The sequence below is a fragment of the Oscillatoria sp. HE19RPO genome (assembly GCF_024220515.1).
Classification (GTDB): Bacteria; Cyanobacteriota; Cyanobacteriia; order Cyanobacteriales; family Laspinemataceae; genus Laspinema.
On the sequence record NZ_JAMXOT010000363.1, the window covers coordinates 1 to 18,305 of the forward strand.

13 protein-coding genes are annotated in these 18,305 nt (G+C 48.0%); 6 read left to right on the forward strand and 7 right to left on the reverse strand.

The features are described from left to right. Positions 1–161: 161 nt before the first annotated feature. Both NG833_RS26625 and NG833_RS26630 read right to left on the reverse strand, forming a co-directional pair. On the reverse strand, positions 162–455 hold the full coding sequence (locus tag NG833_RS26625) for a DUF3593 domain-containing protein (protein WP_254568297.1): 294 nt from the start codon (positions 453–455) through the stop codon (positions 162–164). Positions 456–534: 79 nt separating this feature from the next. After that, positions 535–897, reverse strand: a complete 363-nt coding sequence (locus NG833_RS26630) for a DUF2499 domain-containing protein (RefSeq protein ID WP_254568298.1) — start codon at positions 895–897, stop codon at positions 535–537. 171 nt (positions 898–1,068) lie between these two features. On the opposite strand from NG833_RS26630, the gene csaB reads away from it, so the two are divergent. The 5 genes from csaB (at position 1,069) to NG833_RS26655 (ending at position 7,036) form a co-directional block, all read left to right on the forward strand. Next, positions 1,069–2,133, forward strand: a complete 1,065-nt coding sequence (csaB, locus tag NG833_RS26635; protein ID WP_254568299.1) for a polysaccharide pyruvyl transferase CsaB — start codon at positions 1,069–1,071, stop codon at positions 2,131–2,133. Between the two features lie 258 nt (positions 2,134–2,391). Next, on the forward strand, positions 2,392–3,042 hold the full coding sequence (gene trmB, locus NG833_RS26640) for a tRNA (guanosine(46)-N7)-methyltransferase TrmB (RefSeq protein ID WP_254568300.1): 651 nt from the start codon (positions 2,392–2,394) through the stop codon (positions 3,040–3,042). A gap of 91 nt (positions 3,043–3,133) precedes the next feature. Continuing rightward, positions 3,134–4,555, forward strand: a complete 1,422-nt coding sequence (locus tag NG833_RS26645) for an NCS2 family permease (protein WP_254568301.1) — start codon at positions 3,134–3,136, stop codon at positions 4,553–4,555. 418 nt (positions 4,556–4,973) lie between these two features. Then, complete coding sequence (locus NG833_RS26650; RefSeq protein WP_254568302.1) at positions 4,974–5,849, forward strand: DUF2382 domain-containing protein; 876 nt, start codon at positions 4,974–4,976, stop codon at positions 5,847–5,849. Positions 5,850–6,103: 254 nt separating this feature from the next. Further along, positions 6,104–7,036: a DUF2382 domain-containing protein gene (locus tag NG833_RS26655; RefSeq protein WP_254568303.1), complete on the forward strand. Its 933-nt coding sequence runs from the start codon at positions 6,104–6,106 to the stop codon at positions 7,034–7,036. A gap of 116 nt (positions 7,037–7,152) precedes the next feature. Here the strand turns inward: NG833_RS26655 and NG833_RS26660 are convergent, their stop codons facing one another. Continuing rightward, the gene (locus NG833_RS26660) at positions 7,153–9,933 is read right to left on the reverse strand and encodes a response regulator (protein ID WP_309143887.1); all 2,781 of its coding nucleotides are present in this window, start codon (positions 9,931–9,933) and stop codon (positions 7,153–7,155) included. Positions 9,934–11,226: 1,293 nt separating this feature from the next. Here NG833_RS26660 and atpC point away from each other — a divergent pair. After that, complete coding sequence (atpC, locus tag NG833_RS26670) at positions 11,227–11,709, forward strand: ATP synthase F1 subunit epsilon (protein WP_254568304.1); 483 nt, start codon at positions 11,227–11,229, stop codon at positions 11,707–11,709. Between the two features lie 1,040 nt (positions 11,710–12,749). On the opposite strand, the gene NG833_RS26675 is transcribed toward atpC, so the two are convergent. The 4 genes from NG833_RS26675 to NG833_RS26690 form a co-directional block, all read right to left on the reverse strand. Beyond that, the gene (locus tag NG833_RS26675; RefSeq protein WP_254568305.1) at positions 12,750–13,760 is read right to left on the reverse strand and encodes a DMT family transporter; all 1,011 of its coding nucleotides are present in this window, start codon (positions 13,758–13,760) and stop codon (positions 12,750–12,752) included. 220 nt (positions 13,761–13,980) lie between these two features. Next, entirely contained in the window at positions 13,981–16,011 is a 2,031-nt protein-coding gene (gene ligA / locus NG833_RS26680) for an NAD-dependent DNA ligase LigA (protein ID WP_254568306.1), read from the reverse strand. Positions 16,012–16,290: 279 nt separating this feature from the next. Further along, complete coding sequence (locus NG833_RS26685; protein ID WP_254568307.1) at positions 16,291–16,980, reverse strand: ABC transporter ATP-binding protein; 690 nt, start codon at positions 16,978–16,980, stop codon at positions 16,291–16,293. A 2-nt stretch (positions 16,981–16,982) separates the two neighbouring features. Beyond that, positions 16,983–18,083 carry an FtsX-like permease family protein gene (locus NG833_RS26690; RefSeq protein ID WP_254568308.1) on the reverse strand — a complete coding sequence of 367 codons (1,101 nt, stop codon included), beginning with the start codon at positions 18,081–18,083 and terminating at the stop codon, positions 16,983–16,985. Positions 18,084–18,305 lie beyond the last annotated feature (222 nt).

Consider the following 18,305-nt stretch of genomic DNA (forward strand, 5'->3'; position numbering starts at 1 on the left):
ACGAACGTTTTGGAGATTTTATTTTTTGGAGTTCCCTAATAGACCCTGAGATTGCTGCTGTGATGGCTGTCGCTATCACAGCAGAGCAACGACTGAAGTCGTTACTACAAACATCTTCCCAATCTCCCCCATCTCCCCCATCTCCCCCATCTCCCCCATCTTCACCCCTCCTCACTCGATCGCCGCAGCGCTTGCCGGAATCCCAACACGATTAAAATGTTAGAGAGAGTCAAAAATACCTCGGCCCCTCCATGTAAAAGATCCACATTTGCTAAGGACTGGTGATAGACTTTGAGGGCGTAAATCCCCACGGGAATGGTCACCGCAACAAATACCAACGTGCCGTAAAACCCAATCAATGCTAACCGGGGCATTTTCCCGGAACGAGTGATAAACCATAAAAATCCCAGATAGGGAAATAGGGAAACCGCAAACAAAGTATCTTTAGAAATCATCAGTTTATCTTAAAAACTTGTGGATTTTATCTGCAAAATTTCCGGGAGTGAGTTAATGAATTAGCCCAAATTTATCCTGTTATTTTTGAGGACCGATCGCCGGTTCCTGACCCTCCTCCAATACCGTAGAATCCTCAGATTTGTCCTGAAGTTTTGCCGATCGCCAAATCCACCAAGCAGCTAGACAGAGGGTGCAGTTTCCCACTACCGTCATCGTCGCTTGTAGGGTTACCAACCAGTCTAAGGAGGTGGGATTATCAAAATAGTGCCAGGTACAAGCACACATCGCCCCTACCAATGCCGGAAGCATGGCAAAGGATAATCCTCGCCAATAGCGATCGCCCGTGAATTCGCCATAGCGCCAAATCAGCCAAATGGCGGCGATCCACTCAATGACGCTGGAAACATGAATCATCCAGGTGGGAATAGAGAGGGCGTGCATGAATTTAATCAATAAAAAATAGACAACCCAATAGGCATTAGCCCTTGTTGTGTTTTATTTTAACCCGATTGGGCCGGACTCCAACCTCTTGACAAGGGTGATGGGTTAATCCTGTTATTGAGGTAAGCGCAGAAAATTTAATCCATTGCCGAGTTTGACAGGAGGAAGATTGTGGGGCCAATTCGGGCAGTCTGTTGTGGATATTATGGAAAAGGGAATGCCGGGGATGAGGCTCTGTTAGCCTCGTTATTGCAGATGTTGCCGGAAGTTGTCACCCCTGTGGTGCTTTCGGGTAATCCCCCCCAGACTCGCGATCGCTACCAAGTCGCTGCCTACAATCGGATGTCTGCCTTTTCCGTCTGGCAAGTGCTGCGGCAGTCGGATGTATTTATTTGGGGGGGAGGCAGCTTGATCCAAGATGTCACCAGCGCAGTTAGCCCCTTATATTATGGCGGGTTGATGGGATTGGCGCAGGGACTGGGATTGAAAACGATCGCCTGGGGACAAGGAGTCGGCCCTTTACAACGCCCCTTTACCCGCCAGATTGCGAAACAGACTTTTTCTCAATGCACAAGGGTGAGTGTACGCGATCGCGGTTCTGCTGCTTTACTCGCCGACTGGCAGATTCCCTTTACAATGGCACCGGATCCAGTTTGGGCGTTAGAAGGGAAACCTGTTTCGGGGTTGTGGGATTTACCCGCCCCTCGGGTTGCAGTAAACTTGCGATCGCATCCTCTCTTAACTCCCGCCCGATTAGACACTCTCACCCGTGCCTTAATTTCCTTTCAAAAAGCCACCAATACTTGTTTGTTATTAGTCCCCTTTCAAGCCTCTCAAGATTTGGCGATCGCTCAATCCATTCAAGCTCAACTTCCCGGTCCTAATCATCTGTTTATGCTCGAAGACCCCCGGGAGATAAAAGGACTGTTTCGCGGGGTTGAAATGACCATTGGAATGCGATTTCATAGTTTAATTATGGCCGCTGCGTCAGGATGTCGCTGTTTCGCCATTAGTTATGATCCGAAAGTGACTCAACTCATGGCTGAATTAGAACTTCCAGGTTGGGAATTAGCCGACATCCCCGAAGACCCCAATATCATTAGTAAACTTTGGATAGAACACTATGCCAATGGTGAACCGCTTTCTGATATCTCCATTCAAGCCATTGTCGATCGCGCCTTGATTCATGAAGAACTCTTGCATACTTTCTTTGCCAACTTTTTCAGTAATCCCTAGGGGATTTGTACCGGATGAGAAACCCGGGACAAGTAGAAATTGTAGGGTGGGCACTGCCCACCTTACTCCTTACGGTGGGCAGTGCCCACCCTACAATTTCTAAAAGCGAAAACATACTTTTAAGAACCGGATTTGGTATCAACCCGGTTTTTAATCCCAACCTCCCCAGTCATAAGCAGATTGCGCCTCTTGGCAAACTGAAGCAAAATGCGATAAAATTACAGTCCCCATTGGCTAATTTTCTAGGAGGTCTTGAGATTGGTTCGAGTACGAGTCCGACAGCACGTTAATCCCCTCAGTTATGCGTATCAAACCCCGATTGTACCCCCCACGTGGTCACAAATTTATACCCATCCAGCCCAACCTTTGCATTTAGATATTGGCTGTGCTTGGGGGCGGTTTTTATTACAAATGGCGGCAATGGAACCGGATTGGAATTTTCTGGGAGTCGAAATCCGCGAGCCTTTAGTAGAAACGGCACTGGCGCAACGAGATGAACAGCAATTAAACAATTTACATTTTATTTTTTGTAATATCAATCATGCCTTTGCTCCCTTGATTGAGAGCTTACCTCCGGGGATTTTGCATCGGGTTTCGATTCAATTTCCCGACCCTTGGTTTAAAAAGCGCCATCAAAAACGGCGAGTGGTTCAACCGGAATTAGTGGAAAATGTGGCCAAGTATCTGGTGCCAGGAGGGATGGTTTTTCTGCAATCTGATGTTCAGGAGGTGGCGGTAGAAATGCGCGATCGCTTTGCAGAACATCCGGACTTTGAACAGCAAGGGGACGCGGAGTGGTTACCGGAAAATCCGCTGCCGGTGGCGACGGAACGAGAACAGTCCACCTTAGATAAAGATGAGCCGGTTTACCGGGTTGTGTTTCTCAAAAAAGGGGAAGTTTCAGGATAAAAAGGGGAAAAGTATGGGGAGTTGCAGTATCGGATTGGACGGTCCTTTAAACTGGTGGCTGATTTTCTTTTTTTGAAGGAGACTAGAGAAGATGAATCCAGACGATCGCCCGAATCCGATTCCTCCCAACGGGAATCAGAATTTCCGACTCGCGATTGCCCGATTTTTCAAATTTCGGGAAAATCACACGAATTTTCGCACGGAAATCATTGCTGGAGTGACTACGTTTATGACGATGGCTTATATTTTAGCCGTGAATCCAGCAATTTTATCCAATGCGATATTTTTAGAGAGTTCCGGGGATTTATTTGGAGAGTTAGTCATTGCCACCGCACTCTCGTCAGCAGTCGCCACTTTAGTGATGGCAGTGACATCGAACTATCCCTTTGCTCTTGCGCCGGGGATGGGATTGAATGCCTTTTTTGCCTTTTCTGTTGTCATTGGTTTAGGCATTGAGTGGCGGGTTGCCCTAGCTGCAATTTTTATTGAAGGGATTTTGTTTATTCTCCTCACCCTTTCCCAGGTGCGAAACCAAATTATTCAAGGGATTCCGGAATGCCTAAAACACGCGACTGCTGCTGGCATTGGCTTCTTTTTAGCTTATGTTGCCCTGTCTGGAGATCCGGCAACAGGAGGGGCGGGAATTATTGTGGCAAACCCGGTGACGATTACGGGGTTGGGAAATTTGAGGGAACCGGCAACCTTAGTGGCGATCGCTGGAATTGTCATCACCAGTGCAGCAGTGGCGCGGCGAATTACTGGGGCGCTGTTGTGGGGGATTCTAGCAACAGCTATCCTGGGCTGGATTTTGGGCGTTGCACCGCCTCCCCAGGGAATTGCGGCGTTTCCCGCGTTTCCCTCACATTTGTTCGGACAGGCGTTTAGGGGGTTGGCGGGGATTGGGAGTAGTAATCTCTGGGATTTTATTGCGGTTACGTTTGTTTTTTTGTTTGTGGATTTGTTTGATACAATTGGAACTTTGGCAGGGGTGGGTATTCAGGCGGGATACATTCGGGAAAATGGAGAACTGCCTCGGGCGACGGAAGCATTGATGGCGGATTCGATCGGGACAACGGCAGGGGCGATTCTGGGAACTTCTACGGTGACAACTTATATCGAGTCTGCGGCAGGAGTGGCGGAAGGGGGTCGCACCGGGTTTACTGGGGTGACTGCGGCGTTGTTATTTGTGTTATCTATCTTTTTTATTCCTTTGTTGCAAGCTGTCCCGGGGTTTGCCACGGCACCGGCTTTAGTGATTGTGGGGGTGTTGATGGCGGGAAATGTGAGGCGAATTCGCTGGGATGACCCGGCGGAGTCGATTCCCTCATTTTTAACGATTTTGGTGATGCCGTTGAGCTTTTCGATCGCAGAAGGGTTAGCGGTGGGGGCGATCGCCTATCCGCTAATCAAGACGTTTCAAGGCAAAGCGCGAGAAACTGTACTCACCCAATGGATTTTAGCCGGTATTTTTGTCTTGCGTTTTGTTTATATGGCAGTGACTCCCTCACTGTAGAAATTCCCTTCCCGAGGACGAGTAGGGTATATTAAGGGGTGGATGCAGGAGCAGATGGAAGGGTGAGTAACTCCCTCACCCTAAGTCCCCTGACTCACTTCATGCTCATGCCCTACAAAGCAGAAGTTTTTAGTAAAAAGAACTAAAGATCCCTCATCGGATAGATGCAAGCGAGAGGGAAATTACGAATTACCCCTAGGCTAAATTCAATTTAGTCGAGTGAGCGCCAGGGAAATCGGTTAAATCTTGACTCGATCTAAGTACATTAACTCAAATTGACTCTTTTTATTCTTTGTTCAAATTCAATCTTAAATCGTTCAAAAGTTCAAGGGGTATATCTCCCCGCAGGTAGAGGTATTTTGGGAATAATTCTACTTAGAATGAAAGCGTAAACACGAATACAGGTTACATTTTTATCATGGCTTTAGTCAAAATTCACGATTTTTATCCTAACTATCGAGACGAAATTTTTGGCGGCACAGATATCAAAGGAATGGATATCTATGCCGGTACAACCGATGAAAAAATCGGGACGGTTTACGATATTCTGTTAGATGACACGGGCCGTTTCCGTTACCTCGTGGTGGATACCGGCTTCTGGATCTTCGGTAAAAAAGTGCTGCTGCCCATCGGGTCCGCTCGGATTGATTACGATGCCGGACGGATTTATGCGATCGGCTTAGTGGACAAAAATCAAGCCGAACAGTTGCCCGAGTATGACGAACTGCAACCCATCGATTACGAGTATGAAGAGCGTGTGCGCGATGTCTACCGCGATCGCACTGCGGCCAGCAAAGGTGCAACTACAACGGCAGCATCCACGGCGACTACCCGCAATCGCGATACCTACCACTACGATCAAGAACCTCACCTCTACGATCGCAACGATACCGACCACCGCAATCTCAAACTGTATGAAGAACGGTTGATTGCCAACAAAGACCGCTACAAAGCTGGTGAAGTGGCCGTCGGTAAGCGAGTAGAAAAAGAAGTGGCTCGCGCTGCGGTTCCCGTCGAAAAAGAGCGGGTTGTGATTGAACGCACCAGTGCTGGCATGAGCGACGCCCAGGCAGTGACTCCAGGAACTGCGAATTTCCAAGAAGGCGAAGTTGCACGAGCCGAAGTCTACGAAGAAACCGCAGACATCCATAAAGAAGCCTTTGTCCGCGAAAATGTCGAAGTTCATAAGGAAGTCGAACGCGACATGGTAGAAGGCCAAGAAACCCTACGTCGGGAAGAATTGGAAGTGGACACCGAAGGTAAACCTGTGGTGGAACGACGCCCCCGCAAGTAATATCCGGCTTTCCGCTCTAACAACAAACGGGCGCGGGTAAAATCGCGGCCCGCCCCCCTAAAACCGGGGAAGCGGGCCGCTCACTTATCCGAATAGGTGCGGAGTGAATGAAACAAAAGCTCATCACCAAGATGCCTCATCTAACCTGAGTCAAGAGCCGAGTATAACCAGGCTTTTGGCTCAGGTAGGCTGACTAAAAATGGTTTTAAATTTTGTCAAAGTTTTTCAAATAACACTAAAGGAACAGTCAAATTATGAATGATCAAGTAAGGGGGAGAGGGGAGAACCTGGGGTATGCTCAGACGCAGAGCGAACTTACGGGTCGATTGGATAACCTCAAGAGTCAACTGCTGGATTTTACAGTTCGCGATTCCGAAGGGCAACCCCTGGGTCGAGTCATGGATTTAACCGTAGAACCGGAGAACCAACTCAACTTAATTGTCTCTCTGGTAGACGATCGCCCGGGTCGGTTGGTGAAAGTGAGTAGCAATTTGATTGAAAAAATAGAATATGCGACGAATACCGTTTTTGTCTCCCTGACGAAACAACACTTTGCCGCCCTTCCAGAATATCAAACCCCGGTCTACAATAATGGCGATATTGACCCATCGGAGTTACCCGGCGAGTGGGTAGAGTCGGTTCCCTCCCCTGGGAATCAAGAGACGATCGCCATTGAGGAGCGATCGCATCAAATCGACTCCCAGAGTTCCTTAGCGGACTTTAAGCAAATCCGCAAAGAAGTGATTGCCAGTAACATTCCCTTACGGGAAGAACGATTAGTGGTGAATCGCGGTAAGCGCAAAGTCGGGGAAGTGGTTGTCCGCAAAGAAATTGAAACCCGGATGATTGAAGTCCCCGTCCGTCGGGAAAAGTTAATTGTTGAGCAAGTCAGTCCCGAGTATAAAAAATTAACCGAAATTATTTTAGGCGAGAATGAGGGGTATCGAATGGCGTCCGAAGAAACGCCTGGAATCACGCCCAACGGTGCAGTCCAACAAAAGCCAGAAACAAACCGAGTGAGCGCAGAATTTCACTCCCCGGAAATTGCTGCCCGAATTTTAGAAGAAATTGCCAAGCGACAACCGAACGGTTGTGCAAAAGTGCGGATTGAACTGGTAGTGGAAGAGGAACGGTTTCGCAATACCTATCAGTCTTGGTTCGATCGCTATTCGACGCCGCAATCCTGAATTTCAGGGAGTGAGTGATCCAGCTAAAGAACTGGCGGGGGTTTGAACCTCCGCCGGTTTTTTGTCGTGAAAATTGGGGAGTGAGATTAACCGGGTTCGGTAAAATTAGTGATGGGTTACCCTGAATGATGATAAGCAATAATGCGATCGCGACCGGCAGTCTTCGCTTGATACAGTGCATGATCCGCACAGCGATACAAGGCATCCACCGTTTGACCATCTTCGGGATACTGAGCAACCCCGCCACTAAAGGTCAGATGTAAACGCTCCTCCCCGAACACCAAAGGTTCCCCATGAAGGACTTGAAGTAACTCACTGAGGCGTTGGGCCCCAGACTCCTTGTTCATGCCATACATTCCCACCACAAATTCTTCCCCACCCCAACGCGCCACGATATCCTCACTGCGAAAGGTGCGAAGTAAGAGTTTTCCAAATTGCCGGAGCACGGCATCTCCCATTGCATGACCGTGGCGATCGTTGACCTGCTTAAAGCGATCGAGGTCTAACATCGCCAGACACATCGGTTGTTCATGGAGTTGGCACAGGTGCAGGAACTTGTCCAATTCCGTGATGGATTTGCGCCGGTTCGCCACCCCGGTTAAGGGGTCGGTTTCTGCCATGTTTCGCAGTAACTGAATCCGTTCGAGACGGTTGAGGATGCGGGTGACCAGTTCCGGGCCGACAATGGGTTTACTAATATAATCATCGGCACCGGCAGCAAACACTTGATGGACGATATCCGGACCCGTGTGGGCGGTCAAAAATAAGACGGGCAGACTGTTCCATTGCGGATCGTTGCGAACGACTTGACAGAGTTCAATGCCGTTGAGATGGGGTAATTCTATATCAAGAATCAGCAAATCCGGGGATGACATTTCTAGGGTTTCCCAGAAGCGTTGGGCGTTAGAGAGGGCGATGGTTTTCATGCCCCAAGGTTCCAGGAAATGTTTGACCAGGGAGAGAATTTGCGGGTCATCATCCACGACCATGATTTTAGCTTCCGTGGTTTGAACTCCCTGCAAAACCTGTAAGACAGCTTCGATGATTTGAGCGGGTCTCACTGGTTTTTGTAAGAAAGCACGGCCTCCGAGGCGAGCGACTTCTAATCGGTCTTCTACCCGACTTTGGTCTGTAACGACGAAAACCGGGAGAGGAGGGAATCCATTGGCGAGTTCCGAGAGTAAGGTGAGTCCTTCTTCTTTATTGTTGGGGTTGATGGTGAGGGTGTCTTCGGTGGATAAATCTAATAAGACGGCATCGGGACGCAGACCGGCGATCGCAGTTCGGGCGGAGGCGATCGAGTCACTATTGACCACCTTGATTCCCCACCCTTTGACCTCAATTTCAATCTGTTGGGAGAGTTCTTGGTCCCCCTCAATCATCAGGAGCACGGGCAGATCGTTGAGGGGACTTCCCTCCCGGCGATCGCGCTCCATAGGTGCTTGGTCGATCTGCGATCGCAGGGCCTGAACCAATGCCGTGAGATCCGCAGATTGGCTGGAATTGAGGGTGGGACTATGCAACAACTGCTCTAATTGCCGCGCAATCACTGAACCTTCAGTCAATCCAAAAGTCCCTAAAGACCCCGCCAATTTGTGCGCTTCCTGTTTTGCCGTAGCGTGCAGTTCTGGGGGCAATTCCCCAGATTCCAGGGCCTGGGTTGCCTGCTCGATCGCCGTTACTCGGTCCGCAATCCTGTCTTTGAACCGTTCCCAGACTTTGCCAATGGCAGAGACAATCGTCGGGTCCTGTTTCGCCGGGGTTTGGGGGCAGGGTAAGGTCAGATTCAGGAGTTTAGCGACTTCACGAGCGAGTTCCTCCCCATCCAGGGGGTGATAGAGAACGGAGGTAACCCGTTCTAGGGTTTCCGACTGCTGTTGGGTGGTTGCGCTGTTCCGGGTTTCTTTGGGTTTTCGACCTTTGCTCGAAGGGGCGATCGGGTCGGGTTCTACCCCTTTTACGCCACAGTAAATCACTGGAATTGGGGAGGCGGATTGTCCTTTGTTGCTGAGTTGTTTGAGGAGTTCTGCCGGGGAGGGATGGCGCAAATGTTGATCTAAAATGACCAAGGACCATTGGCGATCGCGCAGTTCTGTTCGGGTATCTTCTCCCGTCTGGGTCACCCGAACTACCGCATTTCCTAGGCGCTGTTGCAACCAAAATCCCAACTCGTCCGGCAACCCGGCCATCAGGATGCGAGGCGGTTGCCCCAATTTTTCCTCACTCTGGGGTTTGAGTCGATACCCCAACCCATAGACGGTTTCGATCGCATCGGCTGGAGCCCCACTGGATTTAAGTTTTTGCCGCAACCCTTTGATATGGGCGCGAATGGTATCTTCCGAGGGGGGTTCATCAAAGGACCATAAATGATCCAGAATTGCACTGCGACTATAAACCCGGGTACTGTTTCTCATGAACAGTTCCAATAGGCGATATTCCGTCGGGGTCAAGGTGACAGGTTGATTGTTATAGGTAACATCACAGGTACTCGGATTCAGTTGTAAAGGTCCCCACTCTAACACGGGGGGTAAAGGCGCTGTTCCCCGGCGCAATAAGGCCCGAATTCGGGCGGTGAGTTCCGGTAAATCAAAGGGTTTGACGAGATAATCATCGGCCCCGGCATCGAGTCCTTTAACTTTATCTTCTGTGCTGTCTTTCGCCGTGAGCAACAGGATGGGCATTTGATGGCCTGAACTGCGTAACTTCCGGCATAAACTAATTCCATCCAGTTTCGGGAGCATGACATCCAGCAACAGCAGGTCATAGTCACAGGCTTGAGCTAATTCTAAGCCGAGCAGCCCATTCGTTGCTACATCTACGACATGGTTTTGCTGTTTCAATGTAGTTACAAGTGCTTGGGCGATCGGTTCGTCATCCTCCACCAGTAAAATTCTCATAGCAGTTTGTTGTAAGGGTATGAATTAGACTCATGATGAGTCAGCCGTCTAAAAAAGCATCTATTGTTAATCTCAGGGTTCCTTGGGGCAATTTTGAGTAAAAATTTGCGGTCCAGGAACCCGCCTCCCACAGAGGTCGCCGAATCAAATATCTGCACCGGAAGAACTTCGGTGATCAGGGGTCGCACCGTTCAGTTGAGGGCTTAAGATTATCCTAGAGGGTTCAAGCCTAGAGTTCTTCTCAAAAGTTATCTGAGAATGTTTAATCTCTTCCTTTCACTCCTCCAGAAAAATTGCCTAAGCTTCAATTATAAACTAAAGTCGCATCGTTTCTGTAAATTACAGGGATAAAATCTCTCCCAAGTATCAGTATTTTTTCGAGTATCAAGGAGATGAACGGGCCAATTTAAAGGGGAATCACGCAGAGATTTCAAGGGGTCAGTTCAGGAAAATTTAGCCGGTTCCATCCCTGGGTTTAGGTTTTTTTTCTGGGCGGGGGATTGACCGCTTTCTCTTCAGACTGAGTTGAACCCTTGAAGTGAAATGACTAAGGATTAATCCCAAATGTTCATAATTATTAACACTTACCCTGGTCTTTCAACGGTTGACTTTCAATCCTAAATATAGATGGGTCTAAATTAGGCGCGTTTAGAGTGAATCGGGAAATCCACCATCGGAGACCCGGCCCGAGATTGTTTCCTTAATTTAAAGGGACTCTCTCGTAATTTTATTTTTAAACAATACTGGGGTTTACGTTAAAAAAGTTAACAAAATTCACCACAGAACTGAACGGGAAAGCAGCCCAGACCGATAGTGCTATCCACCCAAGTTGATGCTCTATTCTATCATATCTCGGTGAGGATACTCAGACCAGTGCGGGCATCTTTCCCCGGATTCCGGTGAACTTGATCATGCCACATTTGAGCAGTCTCACCTTGAACCCAGTCAGGATCCATGCCATCCCAGGGAGGGGGTCAACTTCAAATTTTGGCCAGGAGGTCCTCCCTTCCTGAATCGAGGGGATGATTAACCCGAAGTTGGGACATCTACCCAAAATGCCTGGATTCCGGTTGGACAAGGGAATGACCGTTTTTTCTACAAGTTGATCCGGTGGAGTCTGTGAATCTGCCTCGACGGATCAGAGGAGGCGATCGCCACTCTACCCAGGGAGAAGAGATATTTTAGGGCCAGACTGGATTAAGCAGCCCGAGCCGAAAAGCGTTATAATATCGCCGTTGACACCCAAGAACGTTGAAATCATTTGCTCATCAATATAATAACCCTCCAACTCCTATGATTTTGAACGTTAATGTCATCACTCCCTCAAAAACCATCTGGAATGCTCCCAGTTCCGAGGTGATTTTGCCCACAAGTACAGGTCAAATCGGGATTTTATCGGGTCATGTAGCACTGGTTACATTTATTAAAGTCGGAGTCATGAGAATCCGCTATCAAAACACTTGGATTCCGATTTTTGTCAAGTCAGGATTTGCAGAAATTGAAGGGGATATTGTGACCGTTTTAGTCAATGATGCCGAACGGGGCGATCGCATTGATCCAGAAATGGCTCACACCGACTTAGAAAAAGCACAGGAACAGTTAAATCAGGCTCAAAATTCCCTAGAAAAAATCCGCGCCCAACTGTTTCTCAAACAAGCGCGTGCCCGGGATACTGCCGCCCGAGAGTTCCCTTATTCCTTACAACTGGATATCCCGGATCCGACTGCTTCAAAAAATACCACCGTTTCCGCTTTGACGATGATTGAACATTTATAACGGCTTTCTGACAAGTATTGTCCTCGTGACGTGGCGATCGCACGTCACGCATTTTTGGTTAACTTTCAAGATAGATTCTGTAAATGTAGTGAAGAATCAGAGCAATATTTTAACATCGCTCACTTTACAGGGTAACTGTCAATTTCAAAGAGCATTTAACCCCACTCAATTGAGTTGGGGAGTTCATGTATTCCGACGCTAAATCAAAGATTATAGCGCCGGACTGATTGCTCCCCAAACCCCACATTAGTTAAAAAAATTACGGAAAGCATACACCCCGCGAGGTGATTTGATGAAGCAACATCCCGGGAGGCCCCCGGGATAGTGGCGTTCAAAGTCCTGCGGATCAGCGTATTCCCCGGCATAGGAGTTTTCAAAAGAGTTGATTGCTCCTAAAGGGTCTTCAACAAGTGCAAGGTAGGCGCGAAAGGGTTCACCCCATTGGCGGCTTGCTTCTTCGACTTGGAATTGAGTCGGGCGCTTTTCGGTTTCCAGAGATCCAATCGCTCTCCCTAAATTCCTCTTCAAAAGGGCGACTGGGCCTCCACAACTGAACCTCAGTCGCTTAAGAAAGGCTATATTGTCCATTTTTCTTTTCCTAAATTTATTTGATTTTGTCCATAAGGGCGTTATTTCGATTTCGTCAGCCCCGAAGAAAAACTCTAGTCCCGAGTCAGTAACCCAGGTACAAACATTAATACCCCATTAGCCCCGATGGAGGATGTCATCTAGGCAACAATGGTTACCCATGTTTCGAGGGGCCAACCAAACGGATTGTGGGCTATTGGCTGGGGGAATACCACAATCGGATGAGGCAATATTCGGACAATAGAGGAAAAAATACAACCTGGGCTAGAGTGCGGCGTTAGTCCAGATTCTAGGCAAGTTTTGTGAAGCTTCCCAGAAGAATCCCGAACTCAAATCCCTCAAATCCGAAGGGGTCCAGTTGCAGTAGCGGATGGCGGTGGTTGAGACAGTCTTGAGTTCGGGATTTGGCGGCAGAGGGCGCAACTCGATATCGTTAAAAATCCGATGGGGTATCATCCAGATTGTTGCGAGAATGGGTCCGATTTTCTAGGAGAATGAGGGCGTTTTCCCAAGGCGATCGCCACTGAACCCGTAACTACTAACATTGCGCCAACTACGGCTAAAATCGTTAACTGTTCCGGGGCGATCGGCAGGGGAATTCCCAGAGAAATGACCCAGACGGAAACCAAGGTCACAATGGGCGTTGTCGCCAGAATTGCACTGACTTTAGAAGCATCCCAATGGGCCAAAGATTCGGCAAAAGCGCCATAAGCTACGACGGTATTTAACCCACAAAAAATCAACATTCCCCACTCTAACGGAGTCAGGGTTACCAGTTGGCTGGGGCTAGAAAAAGGCAGGAATAACAAGGCGCAAATTCCATATAACAACAGCATGATATTAGAAGATGTCAACTGTTGTAACAGTTGTTTTTGCGCCAGGGCATAAACCGCCCAAGCTGCGGCAGCGATCACCAGAATGATATTGCCGATTAAATAAGTACGCGGGGCTGCCAGGACGGTTTGTAATTGTTCATGAAAAAATACTACAAAGCCCAGGGTTAAAATGCCCAATCCGGCCCATTGGCGCAGGGTATAGCGTTCTTTGAAAATGGCGATCGCCCCTAATCCCATTAATACCGGCGCTAACTGAATAAACACTTGAGCATTGGCAGGAGAAGTTTGAGATAATCCTTGTAAGTAAAGGGCATAATTTACCGACAAAAACCCTGTGGCGACTGCCAGTAATTTCCAGGAGGTTCCTCGCAGTTTTTCCAGGGAAGGAAGTTGCTGCCGCATCCCTAAAATGCAGACTAATATCCCAAATGACAAGGAAAACCGAAACCAAGTTACGGTGTAAACATCAAGGGCTTGAACGGTTATTTTTAGGGCGATCGGTAGCACACCCCATAAGAACACCGTCACCAGGGACAGACCCAACCCCAACTGCCAACGCCCGGAACTTTCATGAAGTTTCATTGGGGATTTAGTCGGCAGGGGAGTGGGTTGATTTTCTAAACTCATTACGTTGATTGAAATCGGGTAAAAAGATGTCACTCTTCTATTATGCAACATTTCGCCTAATACCAAATCCGGTACTGATAGGTTTGCAAAAACCCGCACCCTAAAGGGTGGGGCTATACGAACAAAGCCTGCCTCCGCAGGCTACTCCATATTTATAAAGCTGATTGGCGTTCTTAAGGGGGGTTGGGGGTATCTCTCCTAGAAAATTCTATTTTTTGGACTACCCCAATAACTCCAGTAACTCCGCTTCCGAGAGTTGTTTGATGCCTAAATCTTGGGCTTTTTTCAACTTAGATCCAGCATCTTCCCCCAAGAGTAAGTAATCGGTTTTGGCACTCACTGACCCGGTGACTTTTCCTCCGGCATTCTGAATTAATGCTTTAGCTTCATCCCGTTTGAGAGTGGGAAGTGTTCCCGTAATCACAAAGGTTTTTCCAGCAAAAATAGCGGATGATTGACTAGCAGCAGGTTCAGAACTTGGGGTGGCAGCAAATTGTAAACCAGCGGCTTTGAGGCGGGCAATTAAGGTTTGATTGGCAGGGACTTGGAACCAGTCAGCGACGGAATTGGCAATTTCTGCCCCAATCCCATAAACGCTTTCAATTTGGGCAGCGGATGCGGCAGAGAGTTGGTCAACGCTGGGGAATTTTTCGGTTAATAATTGAGCATTGACACTGCCGACGTGACGAATGCCTAATCCATAGAGGACGCGGGACCAAGGTTTTTGGGTAGATTGGGCGATCGCCTCGACTAATTTCTGAGCGGATTTCTTGCCAAATCGTTCTAATTGAGCTAAGGTTTCGACATCCAATTCGTAGAGTTCTGCGACAGAATTAACTAATTGGCGATCGACAAATTGCTGGACTAGCTTTTCTCCCAATCCGTTAATATCTAAAGCATCCCGACTCCCCCAATGAATCAGTGCACCGCGCAAAATTGCGGGACAAGACAAATTGATACAGCGGGTGACAGCTTCCGAGGGGGGTTTAACTACAGGTTGTCCGCATTCGGGACAGTGAGTGGGCATTTGGAAGCGGTGAGCATCTTTCGGGCGTAATTCTGACAGAATCCGGACCACTTCGGGGATGATTTCTCCGGCTTTTCTGACGATCGCCGTATCTCCGATATGCAAATCTAATTCAGCGAGGCGATCGCTATTATGTAAGGAGGCGCGAGAGACGGTGGTTCCTGCTAATTGGACTGGGGTTAATTCCGCAACCGGAGTTAAGGCCCCTGTGCGTCCAACTTGAACGGTTACGGCTTCAATTTGGGTGGGGGCTTCTTCTGCGGGATACTTGAGTGCGACTGCCCATCGGGGGAATTTTTGAGTAAATCCCAGTTGTTTTTGCAAGGGGATAGGATTAATTTTCACCACCACCCCATCGGTCATATAAGGTAAATCTTTCCGTTTGATATCCCACTCATTATAGTAGGATTCAACGGCTTCTAGGGATTGACATAAGGTGCGGTTGGGATTGACTTTAAACCCCATTTCTTGTAAGCGTTCCAAGGATTGCCATTGGGTATGGGCAACATCATCATCATCCATTCCTGGAATCTGCAAGGTATAAGCAAAAAAGTCTAATCGCCGTTGGGCAACAATCCGGGAATCCAATTGTCGCAAAGTCCCGGCTGCGGCATTGCGGGGATTAGCAAATTCTGCTTCTCCCGATCGCACTCTTTCTTGATTGATTTTCGCAAAGACTTCTAATCCTAAAAAGGCTTCGCCGCGCACTTCGACTAAGGGGGGCGGGTTTTCTAAATTTAACCGCAAGGGAATCGCCCGAATGGTTTTAACATTTTGGGTAATTTCTTCCCCTTCTATGCCATCGCCTCGGGTTGCACCTCGGACTAATAAGCCATTTTCGTAGGTTAAGGCTAAGGCTGAACCATCAATTTTTAATTCGGCGACATATTCAAAGTTTGGAGGGGAAACAATCCGTTGCCAGCGGTCCTGCCATTGGGAAAATTCTTGGAGGTTAAAGGCATTTTCTAAGCTGTACAGGGGGATGTTATGGCGGACAGTTTGAAATTGGGTGGCGGGTTTTTCACCGACGCGCTGGGTGGGACTGTCTGGGGTAATGAATTGGGGATGTTCTTGTTCGAGTTGTTGCAATTCTCGATAGAGGCGATCGTAAACGCTATCCTCCATGATGGGATTGTCTAGGACATAGTAAGCATAGCTGGCTTTTTGGATTTGTTGGCGGAGTTGTTCGATTCTCTGTTGCAGTTCTAGGGTGGGTTCTGGCATGGGTTTTGGAGGAGTAATTGGGTTTGAGTTGGGTTTGGGAGAAGAGAACGACTGAAGTCGTTACTACGAACTTAAGATAAGACTTAAGAGAAGAGAACGACTGAAGTCGTTACTACGAACTTAAGATAAGACTTAAGAAAACATAACGACTGATACCAAATCCGGAGTTCAAAAGTCGTTTTTACTCTTGAGCCCGCGCAGGCGGGCTTTGTCCGTATAGACCCAGGCTTTCCTTACGGAACGCTACGCGAACAGCCTGCGGGTTTTTACTACGAACAATTAGGTTTTGGCGGTTAGATGTCCATCTTCCATTTTTAGGATGCGATCGGCATAATGTTCGATGCGGGGGTCGTGGGTGACGACTGCCACCGCTTTTTGATGGGTTTTGGCAACGTTACTTAATAGCTGAATCACCGATTGTCCCGTTTGATAGTCTAGACTGCCGGTGGGTTCGTCGGCTAAGAGTAGCGGGGGATCGTTGGCGAGGGCGCGGGCGATCGCCACCCGTTGTTTTTCCCCGCCACTTAAGGCAGGAGGGAAGAAATTGGCACGATGGGCGATGTTTAACTCCTCTAATAAGAATTTAGCACGTTGATGGGCGGCTACGCCGGTTTTTCCCGTTAAATTTAAAATTAGTTTGACGTTTTCTAGGACCGTTAGAAAATTCAGCAGGCGGAAGGTTTGAAAAATGAATCCAATGTTTTTTAATCTAAATTCGGTGAGTTCGGTTTGGCGCAGACAAGTCACTTCACAATCCAGAATTTTTATCATGCCTTCTGTGGGTTTTCCCATACAGCCTAATAAGGAGAGGAGGGTGGTTTTGCCACTGCCATTGGGTCCGCTAATCAGGACGAGTTCCCCGGCTTTCAACTCTAGGCTGACATCTTCAACAGCTTGCACTAAGTTCAGATTTTTTTGTCCATACATTTTGTACAAATGTTCGGCTTTTAAGATAGAATAATTGGCCATAATTAAGCTCTAAATACTTCTGCGGGATAGATATGTTTCAAGGTTCTAATCGGGGCCCAGGTGCCAATGGCTCCCAAGATTAAGCACCCGACTAAGACTCCTGCCGCATCCTGCCAGGTAAAGACTAATAATAAGGAAGGAATCACTTCACTCAGCAAGGGGGCAAAGGTAATATCGATAATAAATCCCAGGGAAAAGCCCAATAATGCAGCTAACATGGATTGTTTTAAGACGAGGGTTCCTAAAAAGTTTTGGGATGCACCGACGGCTTTTAACATGGCATAATCTTCTCGTTTTTCGAGGACTGAAGTGTACATCATCAGGACAATGACTGTGCCTCCGGTAATGGCTCCAAATAAGACGATAGTCCAGAGAATGGGCAGGACGCCGATTTCCATTTCTTCGACATTATTGGCGGCAAATTTAGCTTTAGGAATAAAGACTAAATCGGGAAACTGTTCTTCTAGGCGGGAGATAATTTCTGGGGAATCGGAGTCCAGATTGAGCAGGAAAAAACTCCGGACATTTCGCAATCCGAGTAAGCGAGGAACATCATCAAGGCGAGCAAAGGCAAATTGGCCGACAATTAAGTTCGTGCCTTGACTAATTCCAGCAATTTTAAAGGGATAGCCTTGCAGGGAGATAGAATCACCGAGTTTGAGGTTATGGGTAGCGGTAAAAGAGCGGTCTAAAATAATTTCTTGGGGTTGGAGATTGAAGGTTCCGGAACTAATTTCCGGTGCGCCAACTTGACTTTCTGGGTCAAATCCGAAAATATATAAGGTCACTGTTTTATCGGGGAATTCGGCGGGGGCAATGGCGCGCAGGAGACTATCCACGCTTTTGACTCCCTCGACTTGACTCAGGGAATTGCCGAGGGTTTCGGGTAAAAAGGAAGAGGTTTTAATTAAGTTTCGGGTATTGCGTTGACTGACCCAAACCGATGCTTGGGTATGTAAAACATAACTTTTTGACCCAAATTTTACCCCTTGGTAAACCCCGAGTAAAAAGAGCATCAGCATGACACTAAAGGCAATCCCCAGAACGGCGATCGCAAAGCGTCCTTTCGCTTCCCAAATCATTCGCAGAGCAACGGGAACCATAAGCGAGTATCCTATCCAATAATCGATGAAGTGTTCTGATTCACCAGTGAAGGCTATCATAGCGCGATCGCCTCGTTTATTCCGACTCTCTCCCCTTGCACCCCCTCTTGCCCCTAGGGCTGTTTCATTCTAAAATTTTAAAGACCCCGTAAGCGTTACAGTCCAAGGGTTTTCGGCCTGATTTCCTAAGTTGAAACTCAGAAAAAGAGACCACCCCGTCCC